This is a genomic window from Pedobacter miscanthi (genome assembly GCF_003315595.1).
GTDB classification, from domain to species: Bacteria; Bacteroidota; Bacteroidia; order Sphingobacteriales; family Sphingobacteriaceae; genus Pedobacter; species Pedobacter miscanthi.
This window is the reverse complement of record NZ_QNQU01000014.1, coordinates 136385-156677: the sequence shown is the minus strand read 5'-3', so window position 1 is coordinate 156677 and position 20293 is coordinate 136385. Positions and strand designations below refer to the sequence as shown.

Below are 20293 nucleotides of genomic sequence, written 5' to 3'. Positions count from 1 at the left end.
ACTGGATTAGGGAATAACCTCAAAAAGAAAAAACTGCTGTACCTGCGATTTTCCGAAATTATTATCTACACAAAAAATTAAAGATTGATGTCCGTTTGCAAGTTTCGGACCAAATGTTACCCCTTCGAAATTATCGATATGCCTGTTTAAGGTATCAAAATCGAAAAGTAATTTCTTGGTTAAAGGTTTTGGAGGATTTTTCAGGAATGATGCATTATTAATCTCGTTTTCGGCACCTTGCAGATCAACCAAGTAAAGTTTTAGAAAAGTATGATCATCGTGTCCTTTTGCCCAGGCCCTTTCCATTACCAGAAGAGTATGTTTGTTAACCGCCAGTATTTCGGAAATGCCATTTACATTCCAGTCGTTATCTACAGTAGGTTTAACCGGCAGAGCCCCCAGGTTGTAGGCGTATTGCGCAATGTTCTTTTTCGTAGCGACATCAAACTTTAAAATCCGCGTTAAAGCCTTATCGTAACCAAAAGAAGATTGTGGTCCATCCTGATAAAGGGGTTCTTCCAGGCTGGCATATAATGTTTTATAATTATCGGCATAAGTTAACCCTTCGAACAGTGCATTTTTACGCGGACCGCTCTCCGTCTTTGTAAAGTGAAAACCCTTGGGCAACGGAATGGTATCTAAAAACTTGCCTGCTGTAGAAATAAAAGTTAAACCAGGCTGAACAATAATGGTATCGCCATTTTTAAATAACCGCTCCCCTTCACTACTCCAGATCAATTGTTTGGTATTCGGGTTGTAACGTACCGATTCGCCATCCGGCTTTACCGTTTTATCGGTTCCATATTTAGGGTATTGTTTCCCATTTTCCTGTAAGAGATAACTAACGCCTATGATGCGGATGGTATCGATTTTATTTTCTTTAAGATCAATTTGTGCCGTGTAAATCCTTGCCGGACTAAACTGCGATGGATCATCGCTGATGAGGTAATATTGATTTTGTGCTGCATCATAATCAATCCCCGATAAACCGCCAACAACCGAATTCTCAAAAACCGGGTTTAGCGGCATCACATATTCGTGCAAAAATTTAACCGACGAAATACTCGTTTCGTTTTGCCTAACCGCCACTTGCTTTGTTGCAGTGCATGAAGAAAGCACAATCGCAAAAAAAGCGTAAACAAAAAAGTGCTGAGCTATGGATTTCAAATCGACATGTTTAGGATGTAAAAATATGGATTTTTGGTGGCCCGCAGTACGTCAACCTGAATTTATTTCAGCGTCTTCCTGCTCCCACGACGGCGGTGCAAACACAATCCGGCCATGGAGGCACAGATTAACCCGGAGAGCCTAGCTCGAAGTGGTTTTTCGCACACATACATTGATATATTTATTAGCGTAAAAATCTATGTTAATCCGTGCATCCGTGGCTAACAAATAGTTGACCACAAACGAATTGAAATAAAATAAAAACAGTCGGATGTTTCCATCCGACTGCACTTCTTTTTTAAAAAGATACTGAAACAAGTTCAGTATGACGTATTGCTAAAACAACTTACCTATTACGCGATAAGTAATGTTTGTTCCATCTACTATTTCTTCGTAGTAAACATCATCAGGCGATACAAAGTATTTTTCGTTTTTAATCGTCACTTCCCTGCATCCTTCCGGCAATTGATTAATAATATCACCAATATTGTGTGCATCAGCGGTACCATCGCCTGTGTTTAAAACACCATCTTTTCCGGCAACCACATAAACCGTTTTGCCGTCGGCATTTTCCTTCTGGGTATAATAAACGCCTTTGTATTCATAATAATCAACACCGTTAATGGTTACCCTGTTGGCATCCGATGGTAAATTCGGAACTTCGGCACCAACTGGTGGGGTTACCACTTCATATTGATCATTATTTTGTTGGTAGAATAATCCGCCAGAATAGTAAAACTGGTTCGGGCCATACCAGAACGGATAATAACCATAAGGCAATACGCCGATCCTGAAACCTAAAAACGGTCTGTAAAAATTATAATAACTGTAGTAGGGTCTGTAATATGGTCTGCCGAAACCTGGTCTGTAACTATAACCTGGTCTCACAAAACCTGGGCGATAACCCGGTCTGCCATATCCATAGCTTGGTCTTACCGATCGTACCCCTGGAGAAAAACTGCCCCTTCCTGGTGATACACGTGCAATAGAACCTCCTCCTCTTAACGAACCAATAGAGCCTGATCGTCCGCCACCAAAAGAGCCTCCGCCACCTCCACCCCTGCTTGGTCTTTGTGCAGAAACATTTTCGATACTCAAGGTTGCTATCATCGCTGCTGCAGCAAAAACAACCAATCCTTTATTTAATAACCTATTCATTTTTTTGTGTTTAATTCGATTATCAATATGACGCTTAAAATGTTTAAAAGATTATCCCTTAACAAGATTTAACTAAATTTTGATAAAGCAATGACGAATAGCGGGTTAAGCTACATCATTTACCATCAAGGCAAGCCAACACAAAGTTTTTTTTGCACACCAGGCTTCCGACTTTCTGACTACTCCATCATTCATCACACATCTTCCATCTTACATCATTTCACTACTAAGTTCTTTTACACACCAGGCTTCCGACTTTCGGACTATTCCATCACACATCTTCCATCATACATCACTTACTAACAAACCTTTTACCGGCTATTTTCACTAATCAATCCCGAATCACCTATATTTAAAATTTTATTCCCAAAAACTAAAACAAATGAATCTTCAAAGAATTTTCGGTCTTCTATTTTGTCTGTTTATTTCCACTGAATTACTGGCCCAGCAAACTGATTCGGCCTATGTGAGAGAAAACTACACTAAAATAGAACGCAAAATCCCTATGCGCGATGGGGTTAAGTTATTCACATCCATTTACATACCCAAAAATCAAACCAAAAAATATCCATTTTTAATTAACCGTACCCCTTACACCGTTGCCCCTTATGGCGAAGATAAATATAAACTAAGCCTGGGTAATTTTCCGGCGATGATGCGTGAAGGATTTATTTTTGTTTATCAGGATGTGCGTGGCCGTTGGATGAGTGAAGGAACATTTGCCGATATCCGCCCACAGGTGGTGGGTAAAAAGGGCAAAACAGCCATTGATGAGAGTACCGATACCTACGACACCATTGATTGGTTGGTTAAAAATATAAAAGGCAACAACGGGAACGCCGGTATTTATGGCATTTCTTATCCTGGTTTTTATTCTACCACTTCATTACCCAATGCGCACCCTGCCTTAAAAGCGGTATCGCCGCAGGCACCTGTTACCGATTGGTTTTTAGGCGACGATTTTCACCACCGCGGCACCTTATTTTTAATGGACGCTTTTAGTTTTATGGGCAGTTTTGGTGTACCGAGACCTAAACCGATTACACCCGATAAAGGCCCTAAGGCTTTCCAGTTCCCTATTCAGGATAATTACCGTTTTTACCTGGAAGCTGGCTCGGTTAAAAACCTAAAAGACCGTTATTTTGCCGACAGCATTAAATTCTGGAACGATTTATTTAAACATCCTGATTTGGATACCTTTTGGAAATCGCGTTTAATTACCCCACATTTAACCAATGTAAAACCTGCGGTTATGGTAGTTGGCGGCTTTTTCGATGCCGAAGATGCTTATGGTACATTTGCTACTTACAAAGCAATAGAAAAACAAAATCCAGCTGCAAATAATATTTTGGTTGCCGGCCCATGGTTTCATGGTGGCTGGGTACGCAGCGATGGCTCTTACCTTGGCGATATCAACTTTGGCAAAACCACCAGTATCGATTATCAGCAACAGTACGAATTACCATTCTTTAAACATTATTTAAAAGGCGAAGGCAATTTCGATGCTGCAGAAGCAAATATTTTTATTACCGGCAGCAACGAATGGAAAAAATTTAAAACCTGGCCACCACAGGAAGTAGAAACCAAAAACCTGTATTTGCAACCCAACGGGAAACTGGCTTTCGAAAAAGTAGGCAGAACCGATAGCTGGGACGAATATGTAAGCGATCCGAATAACCCGGTGCCTTACCAGGACGGTATTCAGGCTAAACGTACACGCGAATATATGATCGACGACCAACGTTTTGCTGCCCGCAGGCCAGATGTTAAAACTTATCAGACTGATGCCTTAACAGAAGATATTACCCTAACCGGTCCGGTATTGGCCAATCTTGTGGTTTCTACCACCGGAACAGATGCCGATTATGTGGTAAAACTGATTGATGTTTATCCAGAAGATGCACCAAACCCGGTTCCTAATCCTAAAAATTTAATGATGGGCGGTTACGAAATGCTGGTACGTGGCGAAATTATGCGTGGTAAATACCGCAACAGTTTCGAAAAACCAGAAGCTTTTGTTCCCGGAACCATTACCAAAGTAAATTATCCTTTGCCTGATGTAGCGCACACCTTTAAAAAAGGACATAAAATTATGATCCAGATCCAGAATTCATGGTTCCCTTTAGCCGATCGTAATCCGCAGAAATTTATGGATATCTACCAGGCCGAACCAGGCGATTTCCAGAAAGCAACACATAAGATTTTTCACGATGTACATAACAGTTCGTTTATTACTGTTTCGGTATTAAAATAAACCCGCCCCCACTCCGGTTCGTGTCCTCACGAACCGGAAGGCAAACTTTAACTATTGAGTTGTCATCCTGAGCCTGTCGAAGGACTACAACAACAACTTAACTTTTATTCAAAAAAAATGAAATATCTTAAACTCATCATCATCCTGCTATCGGCATCTTCTGCCTTTGCACAAAGCGATACAGGATATCCCAAAGCAAATTATACTAAAAAAGAAGTTTATATCCCCATGCGCGATGGCACTAAACTTTTTACCGCAATTTACACCCCTAAAGATGCGGCAAAGGATAAAAAATATCCTATGATTATGCAGCGTACCTGTTATGGAGTGGCGCCTTACGGGGAAGATAAATTTCCGGCACGTTTAGGCCCTTCAGAACTGATGATGAAAGAAGGTTATATCGTGGTCATGCAGGATGTGCGCGGACGCTGGAAAAGCGAAGGCACCTGGACAAACATGACACCAGTAATCGACAATAAAAAAAGCAAAAAAGATGTAGACGAAGGTTCGGATACTTACGACACCATCGACTGGCTGGTTAAAAATGTGGCCAATAACAACGGTAAAGTGGGGCAATGGGGAATCTCTTACCCGGGCTTTTACACCGCAGCAGGAATTTTAAGTAATCACCCGGCGTTAAAAGCTTCATCTCCGCAGGCACCTATTTCTGATTTCTTCTTTGATGATTTTCACCACAACGGATCATTTTTGCAGAGTTACTTTTTTACTTTCCCTGTGTTTGGTGTACAGAAAACAGATACCACCTCAAAACCCTGGTACAACAACCAGATGATTTTACCAAAAACCAAAGATGGTTATCAGTTTGCTTTAGATCTTGGTCCTTTAACCAATGCCGATAAATATTATAAAAATAATTTCTACTGGCAGGAAACCGTTAACCACCCAAACTATGATGAGTTTTGGCAAAAACGTGGTTTGTTAAAACATTATAACACCATTAAACCTGCAGTAATGCTGGTAGGCGGCTGGTACGATGCCGAAGATTTATCAGGCCCGTTAAACATTTATAAAACCATCGAAAAGAAAAATCCAAATGCCTATAATACCATCGTTATGGGACCATTCGGGCATGGCAGATGGAGCCGCGAAACAGGCCATACCACGCACAGCAATGTATATTTCGGCGATAGCATTGCCACTTTTTACCAAAAAGAAATTGAAGCTAAATTCTTTAACCATTTCTTAAAAGGCAATGGCGATAAAAACTCGGGCCTGCCAGAAGCCTATATGTTTGATACCGGCAAAAAACAATGGGAAACCTTTAGTAAATGGCCGACAGAAAAAGCCAGCAAACAAAAATTATATCTGGGAGTAGATGGTAAACTGAGCATGACTGCTCCTGCAACTGCGGGTTCTGTAAACTACATCAGCGATCCGTTAAAACCTGTTCCATATACCGAAGATTTAACCACCACATTGGGTTTTACACCGCACAATTACATGAGCGAAGACCAGCGTTTTGCAGGCAGAAGGCCTGATGTTTTGGTATATCAAACCGACATACTGGATAACGACATTACCTTGGGTGGCGAGATCATGTCGCACCTTAAAATTGCTACCACCGGTACCGATGCCGATTTTATCGTAAAACTAATCGATGTATACCCTGCTGATGAACCGAATAACCCCTATATGCCGAACAAGAACATTACCTTGAGCAATTACTGGCAAATGGTACGTTCGGAGGTAATGCCGGCCCGTTTCCGCAACAGTTTCGAAAAACCGGAAGCTTTAGTAGCCAACCAAAAAACAGAGGTGAACTTTCAATTGCAGGATGTATTGCATACCTTTAAAAAAGGACATAAGATTATGATCCAGGTGCAAAGCACGGCATTTCCGTTATTTGCCCGTAACCCTCAAAAGTTTGTAGAAAACCCTTATAAAGCAACCGAAGCCGATTATATTAAAGCCACACAAACCGTTTTTAACGACAGCTTTATTGAGGTTGATGTGATAAAATAAGCTAAATCGTTATTGCAAAAGCCCCGGTTTGTGTCGCCACGAACCGGAAATTTATCCAATTAATAAATAAATGAAAAAACTATTTATTCTTTTCGCCCTTGCTTTCAGTATTCCTGCTGCAAAGGCACAACTACTCGGCAAAAACCAGGTAAATTCAAGGGCCGATAGCCTGCGTGGAACACTTACACCTTTACGTAGCTGCTACGATATTAATTACTACCACCTGGATGTGAAAATCGATATTGACCAGAAATCAATCGCCGGAAGCAACGAATTTGCCTTTACCGCCACACAGGATTTTACCAAACTTCAGTTCGATCTTTTTGATAACCTAAAAGTAGATAAAGTTGTATACAAAGGAACCAACCTGCCTTTTACCCGCGAGTTTAATGCTGTTTTTGTAACCTTCCCCAAAGCAGTAAAAAAAGGTAGTAAAGATAAATTCACCGTTTTTTACTCCGGTAATCCAACTGTCGCCAAAACACCACCCTGGGATGGTGGTTTCATTTTCAAAAAAGATGCGGCAGGCAATCCTTTTGTTTCTGTAGCCTGCCAGGGTTTAGGTGCCAGTGTATGGTGGCCTAATAAAGATCACCAGAGCGACGAGGTAGATAGCATGTTGATCAGCATCAGCGTACCTAAAACCTTGCAGGAGATATCGAACGGTAGATTAAGGAGTACTGTAGATCAGCCCGATGGTTATCAACAGCACAACTGGTTTGTAGGCAATCCCATCAACAATTACGATGTAACCTTTTATATTGGCAAATATGCGCACTGGCAGGATAGCTATAACGGAGAAAACGGGAAACTAAGTATCGATTTCTGGGCCTTACAAACCGACAGCGCAAAAGCCCGTCCGCACTGGGATGCTGATGTTAAACCCATGATAAAATGTTTCGAATACTGGTTCGGCCCTTACCCCTGGTATAAAGATGGTTACAAACTTGTTCAGGCACCGCATTTGGGTATGGAGCACCAGAGTGCCGTAGCTTATGGCAACCAGTTTAAACAGGGTTATTTAGGACGCGATTTAAGCGGGACTGGTCATGGATTAAAGTGGGATTTTATCACCATACACGAGAGCGGCCACGAATGGTTTGGCAACAACATCACTTCAAAAGATATTGGCGATATGTGGGTGCACGAAGGTTTTACCAATTACTCGGAAGTATTGTTTACCGAATGTACCGAGAGCAAAGCTGCTGCCGATGAATATGTAATCGGACTGCAAAAAATTATCCGGAACGATATTCCGGTAATCGGTCCTTATGGTGTAAATAAAGAAGGTTCGGGTGATATGTACCCTAAAGGAGCAAACCTGATTAGCATCATCCGTCAGCTGATCAATAATGATGAAAAATTCAGACAGATCCTCCGCGGACTGAACAAAACTTTTTACCACCAAACCGTAACCACGGTGCAGATAGAAAATTATATCGCCAAACAAAGCGGTTTAAAACTCGATAAGATTTTTGATCAGTATCTACGCTATACCAAAATTCCTGTTTTAGAATATAAAATAGATAAGGGTAGTTTATCTTACCGCTGGATAACCGATGTTAAAGGTTTCGATATGCCTGTGCGCGTAACCTTAAAAGCCGGCGCTTATACATTAATTAAACCTACAAACGATTGGAAAACCATTAAAATTGATGCCAGCATAAACGCGGATAATTTTAAACACGATCCGCTCTTTTATATTAACGTTAAGAAAGGGTAACTCCCGGCCCAACTTCCGAAGTTTCACCGGGGCTATAACCTGGCCAACTTCGGAAGTCGGTTAGTTGCGATAATTTTGCATTTGTGCAACTTTTCTTAAAAACAACCGTCTTATAAGAAAAGACCATTATTCATCTAAAAAATAAAATCTATAACCATGAAAAAAGTATTTGCAATATTATTGGCATCATTAACCTTAACCGCTGGCTTTAACGCAATTGCAAAAAACAGTACCGGTATCAGTATATCAGGCAGCAGAAGTGACGAGCGCGACGTTAAAAACTTCAATGGTGTGGCAGGTGCCGGCCCTATTAATGTAATTATTACTTTAGGAAATACCGAAAGCTGCCGTTTAGAGGGCGACGCTGAGGCCATTGCCACCATCGTTACAGAAGTAAAAAGTGGTGTATTGGTTATCCGTCCGCAAACCAGCATCCGAAGCTGGTCTAACAAATACGAAGGCAAAAAAATCACGGCTTATGTAACGGCAAAAGAACTGGCCAGCTTAACCATAAGCGGTTCTGGTAACCTAACCGTTAACGGAAAAATCAGCACGGGCAATTTAACAACAACTGTAAGCGGTTCGGGCAACATTAAAGTCTCGGCCGATGTAGACGATTATAGTGGCGTAATCAGCGGTTCAGGCTCCATAAACATTACAGGTGGTGCAGATCATGCCAAAGTGGTAATCAGCAGTTCCGGTACGCTGTCGGGTAGATCTTTTTCTACAAAAACATTAAACAGTACCATTAGCGGATCAGGAACCGTAAATATGGCGGTAAGCGAAAGCATCAGGGCTGTGATCAGCGGATCAGGAAGTGTAAATTACGCTGGTAATCCAACCATCGATAAAACCGTTATCGGTTCGGGTGGTGTAAGGAAATTATAAAATCAGATGACCAACGAAAAGAAAAGCCTCGAAGAAATTTGGGGCTTTTTTGGTACATATCGCCATGGATAATATTTTTTCAATACTATATGGCTAGGGCTCATGTCTCCAATCGCCATGGTTCGTGTCCTCACGAACCATGATTCTTCATACATTAACCTATATCTAGAAGGGTTTTTTAACCACAGATGCACACAGATAAACACAGATTTATATCAATCGCATGGTTTGTGTCCTCACGAACCATAATCCAATCGCCTTGTTCGTGTCCCAATCGCCATGGTTCGTGTCACCACGAACCATAATCTTTTCACCATACAACCCCCAATATGAAATACTGCCCCTGCCATTTAGCCCCCTGCCCGTTGCAGGCGGGCGGTTGAAGCGGTACCCTGCAGCAACGAGGTATCCCGAAATTTTCGGGAAAGCGTACAAGCGTAAAACGGGACGAAACTTATTGCTATGCACAAACCCTGCGCTTCCCTAAAAAACAGATTTATTCAGGAATATGGAAATGAACGTGCAGTAATTCCTGGCGGCTTTCAGTCCCGCTTTTCGCTTTACTCCGTTTCACTTCGTGTTCGCTACAATCGGGTTTATTTACAACAGTTTCTGCACCCAAAACCCCAATATGAAACACTGCCCCTGCCATTTAGCCCCGGTTGAAGCAGTACCCTGCAGCAACGAGGTACGAGGTAGCAAAGCGTACAAGCGTAAAACGGGAAGAAAATTATTGATATGCACAAACCCTGCGCTTCCCTAAAAAACAGATTTATTTAGGGATATGGAAATGAATGTGCAGTAATTCCTGGCGGCTTTCAGTCCCGCTTTTCGCTTTACTCCGTTTCACTTCGTGTTCGCTACAATTGGGTTTATTCACAACGGTTTCCGCTCCAAATCCCACCAATCGCCATGGTTCGTGTCACCACGAACCATCAAATTCCAAAACACATTGATCTGTTTTTATATTAAAACAATTATCTTCGTTTACCTACACATCACCTTATGAAAAAAATATTATTTGCAGTTTTATTAATAAGTATCGCCAGTTTAACGCACGCACAGGATCAAACACTCGATAAAAAATACCGCCCCGTGGTTACTGCTTTCATCTCTGTTGTTAAAAGTGGCAATATCGAAAAACTGAGCAGTAAAATTGCCTACCCCTTAAAAAGGGCTTACCCTATCCCAGCCATTAAAAACAAGCAGGAATTTATAAAACGTTACAAAGAGATTTTTGATGATAACTTAACCAAAAAGATCGTCAATTCTAAACCCGATACCGATTGGGATGCGGTTGGCTGGCGTGGCATTATGTTTTTAAACGGCGAGTTATGGCTCGACACCAATGGCAAACTCATTGCCGTTAACCATCAATCGCGGTTAGAAGCCAAAGAACAGGCCAGGTTAATCAACGCCGAAAAAACCAGTCTTCACCCCTCCTTAAGTAATTTTATACAACCGGTTTTGGTTTTCGAAACGGCTCAATTCCGCATCAGGATTGACGATCTTGGCAATAACAATTACCGTTATGCCGCCTGGCCACTAAAAAGTAAAATGAGCGATAAACCTAAACTGGTTTTAAATAATGGCAAGTGGACACCCGATGGCAGTGGGGGCAACCACAACTACCAGTTTAAAAGCGGCGATTACCTTTATACCTGTTTCATTACCGTAATGGGCGAAAAAGATTCTCCACCTGCATTATTGGTGATCAGTAAAGCCGGTACAGAAATTTTATCACAACCTGCTAAAAAAATTACCTTTTAAAACCTGAACATGCTTACCGAAACCCTAAAAAAACTCTTTAACCGCGATCTAACCAGGCTGAAAGCAGAGATAGAAGCCTACCGGAATGAAGCTAACCTATGGCGTATAGATCAGGCAATAACAAATCCGGCAGGTAACCTTTGTCTCCACCTTATCGGTAACCTGAATACTTACATCGGTGCAACCCTTGGCGGCACAGGTTATATCCGGAACCGAGAACTCGAATTTTCGTTAAAAGATATCCCAAAGCAGCAACTCATTAACATGATCGAAGAAACGGCAAAAGCTATTGACGAAACTTTAGAACACCTTACCAACGAACAAATTGATGGTGAATATCCGCTATTGGTATTTGAAGAAAAAACCACAACCGGATTTTTCCTCGTTCACCTCGCCACACATTTAACTTACCATTTAGGACAAATCAACTATCACAGGAGGTTGCTGGATTGTGAATAAAAGCCAGACGTTATGCAACCTGCGTAAAGCGATTATGGCGTACTCAGCCAGTGAAACAATCCGTTATATAATGAAGCTCCTGAAATAAATTCAGGGTATCGACAATCAATTTTTGATTAAAATTTTTAGTTTTTATCAATTTCATTTGTGTTTTTCTCAACTATATTTATACTAACTGAAAGCTATATTATTTTAATTAAAACATACTTTTAGTTTATACATACTGCGTTTATCTTTCTTCAAACTGGATTTAAGTTAGTTTAAATGTATTTTTAATTTCTTCAAAATACGTTTATGTTTCTCCTTACTACATTTTATATTTTTAATCCTTATATTTAAACTATGCAATGGTGCATTGCGGTTTGAGGTACCGCGATACATATTGTTAAATCATCCCTGATAAATTGAATGTTATTTTTTATCACTTAATAGATTTACAATATGTTACACCTAAATGTAGGCGCCATTTTTGTTGCAAGAGGCATCGAGCGCCCTTCTACCTTTCTGATTAAAGCGGGTTTCAGCACGCATTCGGCACACTTTATTTTGAATAGCAAAACCCGGTCGATAAAACTGGATCATATCGAGAAATTATGCAAATTGTTAATCTGCGAGCCGAGCGATCTTTTTGCATGGCAACCTGATAAAGATGAAACTATTCCCGATACCCATCCCATTACCAGACTTAAAAAGAATTTAACGCAAGAAAGTATCCGCAACTTAATTGCCGATGTTTCTTTTAAACAGATTGTAGAAATTGCAGCCTTAATTAAAGAGAGAAAAGAAGAAGCATTATCTGCTAAAACAAAAAAGGAGGCTTAAGCCTCCTTCAATATCTTTAAAACTGAACCCCAACCAGCCACATATTTTCGATGTAGTTAATTTTTTGGCTGGCTTTATCGTATTCATCCCAACCGGTGGTATGTACATTGGTTAAGTTGGTTGCACCAAACTTGGTGGTATTCTGCAGGTAAACATTTTTCCATACGTAAAATTTCAGCCCTACTTTGGCCGAAACACCATAACCCGAAATGCTGAAATGGTTGTTCCTCCCCTGACCGAATAAACGTACATCAGAACGCGGAACCATTAAGCCACCACCTAAACCGGTTTCTAAGGTTAGAGATGTATTGCCACCTGGTGCTACCCAGATATCATCGTAGCGCTCTACCTCTATATTTGCATAATTAAAACCATCGGTATGCTCATAAGTAAGCATACTTTCTTTTACGTTGATTTGCTGTCCGTTATAGTCGCCGGCCAGATTACCCGTAGGTGTGTTGGTAGGAGAGATATTTGGTCCGATATGACCGGTAATGGCTACCGTTTGTGGGATATCCATTACATATTTCATGTGGTCCCAGCCAATAGAAATGCTATAATTATCTTTGATAAAATAACCCAGACGGATATTATATTGTGGTACCGTAATCAAACCAGGGTTTAGATAAGCCCAGCTTAATTTCGATTGCCTGTCGTGCGCAACTACGTCTTTCAGCGTAAAATCGTAGTTCGGTCCTTGAAATCTGATATCGCTTTTACCATACCACGAGCTGTTATATCCCCAGTGGAAAAAGAAATCGCCTTTACGCGAGAAATTCCTTTTATGTTCAGGGTTAAATAAACTTTTCGAAGTTGGTGAGTGGTCGGTTGAAGCGCTTTGGATCTCCTGTGCCTGCATCCGCTTGCCAAACAAGAGTGCTAAAAATAGAATGGTAAATCTTTTCACGCGGCAAATTGAGCAAAAAGACCAGTCATTTACAACATCTTTAACATTTGGCGGGCTTCATGATCAAAAAAATGACTTTAAATCATTAAAACCTGGTATAAACAGCCAGTTGTACAATATTATTAATCGTATTATTAGTTAAGCCATGCGATGCCTGGTTCATATAACCCGCTTCCAGATCAAACTGTTTCGAAAAGCGGTAGCCTGCGGCAAGGTATGCCCTATTCTGATCAAAAACACTGTTATTGATTTTACTTTTGTTTTGTAGATTTAAGAAAATTTCGTTCTGTAAAGCCACAAAAACACCTTTTGTAAAGGTAGGCTGCGTTTTCTGCAAAGGTTGTATCAACCTGAAAAAATAACGGAACCGCTGCGAAAATACGTCTTCACCTGTTCTACCGATAAAACGTTGCTCAACCCTAAACCTATGACTGGCAAACACCGAGCTGATTTTATGGTTATAAATATATTGCTCAAAAATGCGGTGTTCGTGATGTGTGAGATCATCTGCCCCCGCTACTTCAGTTGTTGTAGTTTGCCACAGATAGCCCAATGCCACATTACTTTTATTGTTGATGAAATATTGCAGGGCAGGCCTAACCAAAGTATTGCGCACATACCCCCAATCATCTGCAGAACGGATTTGAAGATCGAACTGCAATCCCCATTTATCATTAAACTTCGTATTGTTTAAAAACATAAACCAACCCGAATTGTGGTATTGGGTTTGCGCATATAACTTTCCAGATGCCATGATGAATACCATCGAGGCAAGTAATAATATTTTTCTCATAAAAAGATAAACCGGTTTTATCTGTGTGCCGCTAAATTAGGAGAAATATAGTTAAGTCCAAAGTCCTTAGTCTATAGTCTTAAGTCCAAATCGCAGATTAGTCCGAAGTCAATGATGGAGGATGGAAATTAGTCCGAAAGTTGGATGACCGATGTCAGAAGCCTGGGTATAAACAACTTTGTGTCTTCGTGCCTTAGTGGTGAAAGATGGAAAATGGAAGATGGGTGATGGAAATTAGTCCGAAAGTTGGATGACCGATGTCAGAAGCCTTATGTACAAACAACTTTGTGTCTTCGTGACTTAGTGGTGAAAGATGTATGATGGAAGATGTAAAATGGATGATGGAGCAGGTAGTTGTTTGATCCAGCTCATAAAATCTTCCACTATGTTTCTCTGTGTAAAACGATGCGTCCTCAATGGTTAAAAACCCTCATTATTTAAATTTCATTTAACGTTAAACAATTAAAAATATATCTTCGTTAAAGATTTGGGCATTAAGGCATTTTCAATTACCTTAAAGTTGCGCTTATTTAACATTACAAAACGTAAAAAAGAACAAAAATGATTATCGAACCTAGAATGAGGGGCTTTATCTGTTTAACTGCACATCCTGATGGCTGCGCACAGAACGTAAAGAATCAAATTGAATATGTAAAATCAAAAGGAGCTATCAACGGTCCGAAAAAAGTATTGGTAATTGGCGCTTCAACCGGTTTCGGTTTAGCTTCGCGTATTGCTGCTGCTTACGGATCAGAAGCTGCTACCATTGGCGTATTTTTCGAAAAAGCTCCTTCTGAAGGCAAAACTGCTTCACCGGGCTGGTATAACAGTGCCGCTTTTGAAAAAGAAGCACACGCAGCAGGTTTATATGCAAAAAGCATTAATGGCGATGCCTTCTCAAAAGAAATCAAAGCAAAAACCATCGAATTAATCAAAGCCGATCTTGGCCAGGTTGATCTGGTAATTTATAGTTTGGCTTCTCCGGTAAGAAAACACCCTGATACAGAAGTATTACACCGTTCTACCCTAAAACCGATTGGTGGTACTTATACCAACAAAACAGTCGATTTCCATACCGGTAATGTGACCGAAATTTCCATCGAACCAGCTACCGAAGAAGATATTGCCAACACCGTTGCGGTAATGGGTGGCGAAGACTGGTCGATGTGGATTGATGCCCTGAAAGCAGAAAATTTACTTGCCGAAGGTGCAACTACAGTAGCCTATTCGTACATCGGCCCTGCTTTAACAGAACCGGTTTACCGCAAAGGAACCATAGGCAGGGCAAAAGACGATTTAGAGGCAACAGCATTCAAAATCGGCGATAAATTAAAAGATATCGATGGTAAAGCTTATGTATCGGTTAACAAAGCCTTGGTTACACAGGCAAGCTCGGCTATTCCGGTAATTCCATTATATATTTCATTGTTATACAAAGTAATGAAAGCAGAAGGCGTGCACGAAGGTACGATTGAGCAGATACAGCGTTTATATGCCGATCGCTTATTTACCGGCGGTGAAGTTCCTGTTGACGAAAAAGGAAGAATCAGGATCGACGATTGGGAAATGCGTGAAGATATCCAGGCCAAAGTTGCAGAACTTTGGAAAGAAGCCACAACAGAAACTTTACCTGCAATTGGCGATTTACCAGGTTACAGATCTGATTTCTTAAGCCTTTTCGGTTTCGAAATTGATAAGGTAGATTACCAGAAAGATGCCCAGGAAGTAGTAGAAATTGAAGGTTTGGTAAACTAATAACATCATAACCACGAGATGTCGTCATTTCGACTTTAGCGCAGCGGAATGGAGAAATCTATAAGTTAATTACAAACGGCTGGCCCTAGAGCCGGCCGTTTTTATAACCAAATAAAATGAAATTCGATTTACAGCCCACATTAGAAAACGATTTAATTAAAGTAGTTCCTTTAAAAGAAACAGATTTCGAATCCCTTTTTGAAGTTGCTTCCGATCCATTAATCTGGGAACAGCACCCCAATAAAGACCGTTACAAAAGAGAAGTTTTCGAAAATTTCTTTAAGGGAGCAATCGAATCAAAAGGTGCTTTTATCGTTTACGAAAAAGAAACCGATAAAATAGTGGGCAGCTCAAGGTACTATGAACTAGACGAGGAAAATAGTTCCGTTGCAGTTGGCTACACTTTTATCGCACGCGAATTTTGGGGCAAAGGACATAACAGGGCCTTAAAATCTTTGATGCTCGATTATGCCTTCCAGTTTGTGAATAAAGTGATCCTGCATATTGGTGCAACCAATTTCCGTTCGCAAAAAGCTACTGAAAAACTGGGTGCAGTTAAAATCTCTGAAATTGAAGTGGCCTACTACGGCGAACCCGTAAAATGGAATTTCGTTTACCAGATTGATAAGGCAAAATGGGTAGGTTAAGCTCTCCCAGGTCGTCATTTCGAGCGAAGTGCAATTTGTACCGATTTTACATCGGTAACGTAGTCGAGAACCACATAGTGCTCAGCGAAGCTAAATCTATCTCGAGATAGATCTCTCCACTCCACTACGTTTCGGTCGAGATGACGTAATTAAAAAACTCCGCCCATATATGCCAACCCCTCTATCTGTGTTCATCCTCTTTATCTGTGGTAAAAACAAATAAAGAAATATTCCCATTGTAATCGGTACATCTAGGACTAAAATACAGTACTTTAATCTACTACCCGAATAAAATCGTGTTTATCCTTTAGTATTGTTATATTTGTATAATTCTCCATTCCACTCACCTTTCAAAACAAAACAATTAAATAATATATGGCTAAATCTCAGGCAACATACAGTAAAAAAGAGAACGAAAAAAAACGGTTAAAAAAGAAAAACGACAAACAAGAGAAAAAAGAAGAGCGCCAGGCAAATGCTAAAAAAGGCTTATCGCTTGAAGATATGATGGCTTACGTTGACGAGAACGGAAACATCTCTTCTACCCCACCAGATCCGAAAAAGAAAGTTGTAATCAATACAGAAGATATTCAGATCGGTATTTCAAGACAAGAAGACATCATCGACGAAAATCCGGTTAAAAAAGGCACAGTTACTTTCTTTAACGACAGCAAAGGTTACGGTTTCATTAAAAATACCGAAACTCAGGATAGTATCTTCGTACACGTTAACGGTTTAACAACCCAGATTAAAGAAGGCGATAAAGTTACCTTTGAAGTAGAAATGGGCCAAAAAGGACCAACCGCTGTTAAAGTTTCAAAGGTTTAATTACCTTCATCCAATTCTTTTTGCAGTTCCAAACTGCAAAATATGATTAAAATTAAGCAGAAATCTCTGCTGCGCTTGGTTTTATAACCATATATAATTCCGTCTATTTAAGCATAAAACCTTGCGCATAATTTTCTTCATCAGGTGTATTTCTGATGTATCATTCAGGATTTTAGATTTCCCTCAAATAACTTCCTTTATCCCCAGTTCGTAGAGATACCATTTGCTTACCAAAGCTCCCTGAATCTGCCTTTCGAATATTTTATTTGAAATAATCATATTCAATTTATCATGCTGTGAGTAAACAACATAGACTTATTATGTAACAAAACTGTAGCATTTAATGATGTAATATCGTTTATGAAATAAAAAAATATAAATCCCGGTGTGGAATTTGTGCATGGTTTACATCATTACAGTACACACAAAGAAAAATATATTATGAAAAAGTTAATAGCATTTGCACTGGTTGCAGTTTTAGGATTATCAACAGCGATGGCCCAACAGGTAGATTTACGTAGAAAAATCAATGTAAGCGGAACCGCCGAAACAGAAGTTACCCCCGATATTATCTACATCGGTATTTCACTGAAAGAATACTTAAACGGAAAGAAAAAAACAGACATTACCGAACTGGAAAAACAATTATTTGCTGCGGTACAAAAGGCAGGCATTGCAAAAGAAAACTTAACCATCAGCAATTTAAGTAGCTGGAATTACGAAACAGAGAAAAAGAAAAATCCTGATTTTCTGGCCAGTAAACAGTACCGTTTGAAAGTGAGCGACCTGAACAAATTTAATGCAATATTAGAAGCAATTGATGCCAAAGGAATTGCTAATACCAATATCGAAAGCTACGATTACTCTAAAATTGAAACCCTAAAAAAAGACCTTAAAATTAAAGCCTTGTTAGCTGCAAAAGAGAAAGCAGCTTACATGGTTGAAGCTTTAGGTGATAAGTTGGGTGCCGTAATTGAAATACAGGATGGTGGAGACAATGTTATACAGCCGGTTTACAGAAATTTCGCAATGAAAGCTGAAATGGCCGATGCAGGTAGCGCTCCTGAAATTGATTTCAAAAAAATTAAACTGAATTTTACGGTTAATGCCGTTTTCGAGATTAAATAATTTTTTTAGGCATTTAAATTCATGCTTTTTAAACCTACCAGAACATTTTGGTAGGTTTTTTGTTAAGTAGAAGTCGAACACTAAAAAATTAGATATTATGAAAAAATTCATCTACACGTTAGCCTTGATTTTCTCCTTGGGCATTAGTTTTAATTCAGTACAGGCTGCTGATAAACCTGCGAAAAACACTACAGAATTAACCGCAGAACAGGCGGTAAAACTAGAAAGGATTAAAACCCGTGTTGAAGAAATCAGAGACATGGATAAATCGAACTTAACCAGAGCAGAACGTAAAGCATTACGTAGCGAGTTAAGAGAGCTAAAAAGCCAGGCCCGTGCAGTTTCTGGAGGTGTTTACCTTTCAGTTGGTGCAATCATCATCATCATTTTATTATTGATCTTGATTTTATAAGAAAAATAAAAACATTCATCTATCTATAAAAACAAAAAGCTTTGCAACAATGCAAAGCTTTTTTTATGCTTTCTTACGAAGTTAGCTCAGGCCAAAAGGGCGGCAAACTTCGTAAGTCTTAACAATGAAGTATTTCTGCTTTATACCCTCAAACCTAAGTTTGAGCCCTTGCTAAACTAACGAAGTTTCCCCCACGCGCTAATCCTCACCGAAACTTCATTAGTTGCCCGCAGGTTAGTTTATAACATCAAATCCTGTATATTTTACCAAAACCTCAGGAATTTTAATTCCATTTTCGGTTTGGTAATTTTCTAAGATAGAAGCCACAATACGCGGTAAAGCCAATGCACTTCCGTTTAATGAGTGGGCCAGTTGTGCTTTGCCTTCTTTTCCTTTAAAACGTAATTTTAAACGGTTACTCTGGTAAGTTTCGAAGTTGGATACAGAAGAAACCTCTAACCAGCGCTCCTGCGCAGCACTCCAAACTTCCATATCGTATGTCATGGCAGAAGTAAAGCCCATATCGCCGCCGCATAAACGCAGCACCCGGTAGTGTAAACCAAGTTCCTGTAATAGCGACTGAACATATTGGCTCATATCTTCCAAAGTTTCGTAAGATTTATCCGGATGGGTAATCTGTACCACTTCTACCTTATCAAACTGGTGCAAACGGTTCAAACCACGTACGTGTGCACCATAAGAACCTGCTTCTCTACGGAAACACGGTGTATAAGCGGTATTTTTAATCGGTAAATCTTCTTCCTTAACAATTACATCGCGGTATAAATTGGTTACCGGAACTTCAGCAGTTGGAATTAAATATAAATCATCAACGGTTGAATGATACATCTGTCCTTCCTTATCTGGTAACTGTCCGGTACCAAAACCCGAAGCCGCATTAACAAGGTGAGGTACCTGCATTTCTTTATAACCTGCAGCTGTAGCATGATCCAAAAAGAAATTGATTAAGGCACGTTGTAATCTTGCACCTTTTCCTTTATAAACCGGAAAGCCGGCACCGGTAATTTTTACGCCCAGTTCGAAATCGATAATATCATATTTAGCAGCCAATTCCCAATGCGGCAATGCTTTGCTAGGCAATTTTGCAGGCTCACCATGTGTTAAAACCACTTCGTTATCTTCTGCTGTAGATCCCTGTTTTACCAGATGATACGGCAGGTTAGGCAACTGTACAATTAAGTTATGCTGAGCGGTTTCCAGCTCATTTAACTTATCGCTCAGGTTTTTGATATTTTCTTTATGAGAAGCCGTTTGTGCCTTAATGGCTTCGGCTTCTTCTTTTTTACCTGTACGCATTAAATCGCCAATCTGTTTGGCTGCTGCATTTGCTTCAGCAGAAATACTATCCAACGAAGTTTGAGTGGAACGGCGGTCTTCATCAATTTTAATGATTTCGTCTACCAGTTCTGGCTGTTTAAAATTACGGATACTTAAACGTTCTAAAACTTTCTCTCTATTTTCGCGGATATAGTTAACTTGCAGCATTATTTAATTTTTTAAAGCAAAGATAGCAAGAGTTTGGAGTTTGGGGTAAGGAGTTTCGAAAAAACTGCAAACCGTTAACTGTAAACTGCAAAC

18 protein-coding genes are annotated in these 20293 nt (G+C 40.0%); 12 read left to right on the top strand and 6 right to left on the bottom strand.

From position 1 onward, the window contains the following. Positions 1 to 6: 6 nt before the first annotated feature. Entirely contained in the window at positions 7 to 1167 is a 1161-nt protein-coding gene (locus tag DRW42_RS16985) for an esterase-like activity of phytase family protein (protein ID WP_113950029.1), read from the bottom strand. Positions 1168 to 1503: 336 nt separating this feature from the next. Next, complete coding sequence (locus DRW42_RS16980) at positions 1504 to 2325, bottom strand: DUF6515 family protein (RefSeq protein WP_113950028.1); 822 nt, start codon at positions 2323 to 2325, stop codon at positions 1504 to 1506. A gap of 382 nt (positions 2326 to 2707) precedes the next feature. Between DRW42_RS16980 and DRW42_RS16975 the strand changes: the two genes are divergently transcribed. From DRW42_RS16975 to DRW42_RS16960, 4 genes are all read left to right on the top strand, one after another. Beyond that, positions 2708 to 4579 carry a CocE/NonD family hydrolase gene (locus DRW42_RS16975; protein ID WP_113950027.1) on the top strand — a complete coding sequence of 624 codons (1872 nt, stop codon included), beginning with the start codon at positions 2708 to 2710 and terminating at the stop codon, positions 4577 to 4579. Positions 4580 to 4696: 117 nt separating this feature from the next. After that, the gene (locus DRW42_RS16970) at positions 4697 to 6562 is read left to right on the top strand and encodes a CocE/NonD family hydrolase (protein WP_113950026.1); all 1866 of its coding nucleotides are present in this window, start codon (positions 4697 to 4699) and stop codon (positions 6560 to 6562) included. 70 nt (positions 6563 to 6632) lie between these two features. Continuing rightward, positions 6633 to 8285, top strand: coding sequence for a M1 family metallopeptidase (locus DRW42_RS16965; RefSeq protein ID WP_113950025.1), 1653 nt, complete (start codon positions 6633 to 6635; stop codon positions 8283 to 8285). 156 nt (positions 8286 to 8441) lie between these two features. After that, complete coding sequence (locus DRW42_RS16960; RefSeq protein ID WP_113950024.1) at positions 8442 to 9173, top strand: head GIN domain-containing protein; 732 nt, start codon at positions 8442 to 8444, stop codon at positions 9171 to 9173. 496 nt (positions 9174 to 9669) lie between these two features. Here DRW42_RS16960 and DRW42_RS28825 read toward each other — a convergent pair whose 3' ends face one another. Then, positions 9670 to 9825: a hypothetical protein gene (locus DRW42_RS28825; RefSeq protein WP_158544361.1), complete on the bottom strand. Its 156-nt coding sequence runs from the start codon at positions 9823 to 9825 to the stop codon at positions 9670 to 9672. A 353-nt stretch (positions 9826 to 10178) separates the two neighbouring features. Here DRW42_RS28825 and DRW42_RS16955 point away from each other — a divergent pair, with 353 nt between their 5' ends. From DRW42_RS16955 to DRW42_RS16945, 3 genes are all read left to right on the top strand, one after another. Then, the gene (locus DRW42_RS16955) at positions 10179 to 10943 is read left to right on the top strand and encodes a hypothetical protein (protein WP_113950023.1); all 765 of its coding nucleotides are present in this window, start codon (positions 10179 to 10181) and stop codon (positions 10941 to 10943) included. A gap of 9 nt (positions 10944 to 10952) precedes the next feature. Continuing rightward, positions 10953 to 11402 carry a DinB family protein gene (locus DRW42_RS16950; protein ID WP_113950022.1) on the top strand — a complete coding sequence of 150 codons (450 nt, stop codon included), beginning with the start codon at positions 10953 to 10955 and terminating at the stop codon, positions 11400 to 11402. A 441-nt stretch (positions 11403 to 11843) separates the two neighbouring features. Then, entirely contained in the window at positions 11844 to 12224 is a 381-nt protein-coding gene (locus tag DRW42_RS16945) for a helix-turn-helix domain-containing protein (protein ID WP_113950021.1), read from the top strand. Between the two features lie 16 nt (positions 12225 to 12240). Here DRW42_RS16945 and DRW42_RS16940 read toward each other — a convergent pair whose 3' ends face one another. Together DRW42_RS16940 and DRW42_RS16935 are read right to left on the bottom strand one after the other, a co-directional pair. After that, the gene (locus tag DRW42_RS16940; RefSeq protein WP_244215305.1) at positions 12241 to 13131 is read right to left on the bottom strand and encodes a hypothetical protein; all 891 of its coding nucleotides are present in this window, start codon (positions 13129 to 13131) and stop codon (positions 12241 to 12243) included. A gap of 85 nt (positions 13132 to 13216) precedes the next feature. Continuing rightward, positions 13217 to 13924, bottom strand: a complete 708-nt coding sequence (locus tag DRW42_RS16935) for a DUF2490 domain-containing protein (protein ID WP_113950019.1) — start codon at positions 13922 to 13924, stop codon at positions 13217 to 13219. Positions 13925 to 14485: 561 nt separating this feature from the next. Here DRW42_RS16935 and fabV point away from each other — a divergent pair. The 5 genes from fabV to DRW42_RS16910 all read left to right on the top strand — a co-directional run bounded on the left by fabV (position 14486) and on the right by DRW42_RS16910 (position 18694). Next, positions 14486 to 15679 carry an enoyl-ACP reductase FabV gene (fabV, locus tag DRW42_RS16930; protein ID WP_113950018.1) on the top strand — a complete coding sequence of 398 codons (1194 nt, stop codon included), beginning with the start codon at positions 14486 to 14488 and terminating at the stop codon, positions 15677 to 15679. A gap of 116 nt (positions 15680 to 15795) precedes the next feature. Then, a complete protein-coding gene (locus DRW42_RS16925) occupies positions 15796 to 16326 on the top strand; it encodes a GNAT family N-acetyltransferase (RefSeq protein ID WP_113950017.1) in 531 nt (176 codons plus the stop codon). Positions 16327 to 16701: 375 nt separating this feature from the next. Continuing rightward, positions 16702 to 17154: a cold-shock protein gene (locus DRW42_RS16920; protein WP_113950016.1), complete on the top strand. Its 453-nt coding sequence runs from the start codon at positions 16702 to 16704 to the stop codon at positions 17152 to 17154. Positions 17155 to 17595: 441 nt separating this feature from the next. Then, the gene (locus tag DRW42_RS16915) at positions 17596 to 18282 is read left to right on the top strand and encodes an SIMPL domain-containing protein (RefSeq protein WP_113950015.1); all 687 of its coding nucleotides are present in this window, start codon (positions 17596 to 17598) and stop codon (positions 18280 to 18282) included. 97 nt (positions 18283 to 18379) lie between these two features. Next, positions 18380 to 18694 carry a hypothetical protein gene (locus tag DRW42_RS16910; RefSeq protein ID WP_113950014.1) on the top strand — a complete coding sequence of 105 codons (315 nt, stop codon included), beginning with the start codon at positions 18380 to 18382 and terminating at the stop codon, positions 18692 to 18694. 234 nt (positions 18695 to 18928) lie between these two features. Here DRW42_RS16910 and serS read toward each other — a convergent pair whose 3' ends face one another. Next, positions 18929 to 20200, bottom strand: a complete 1272-nt coding sequence (gene serS, locus DRW42_RS16905; RefSeq protein ID WP_113950013.1) for a serine--tRNA ligase — start codon at positions 20198 to 20200, stop codon at positions 18929 to 18931. Between the last annotated feature and the right edge of the window lie 93 nt (positions 20201 to 20293).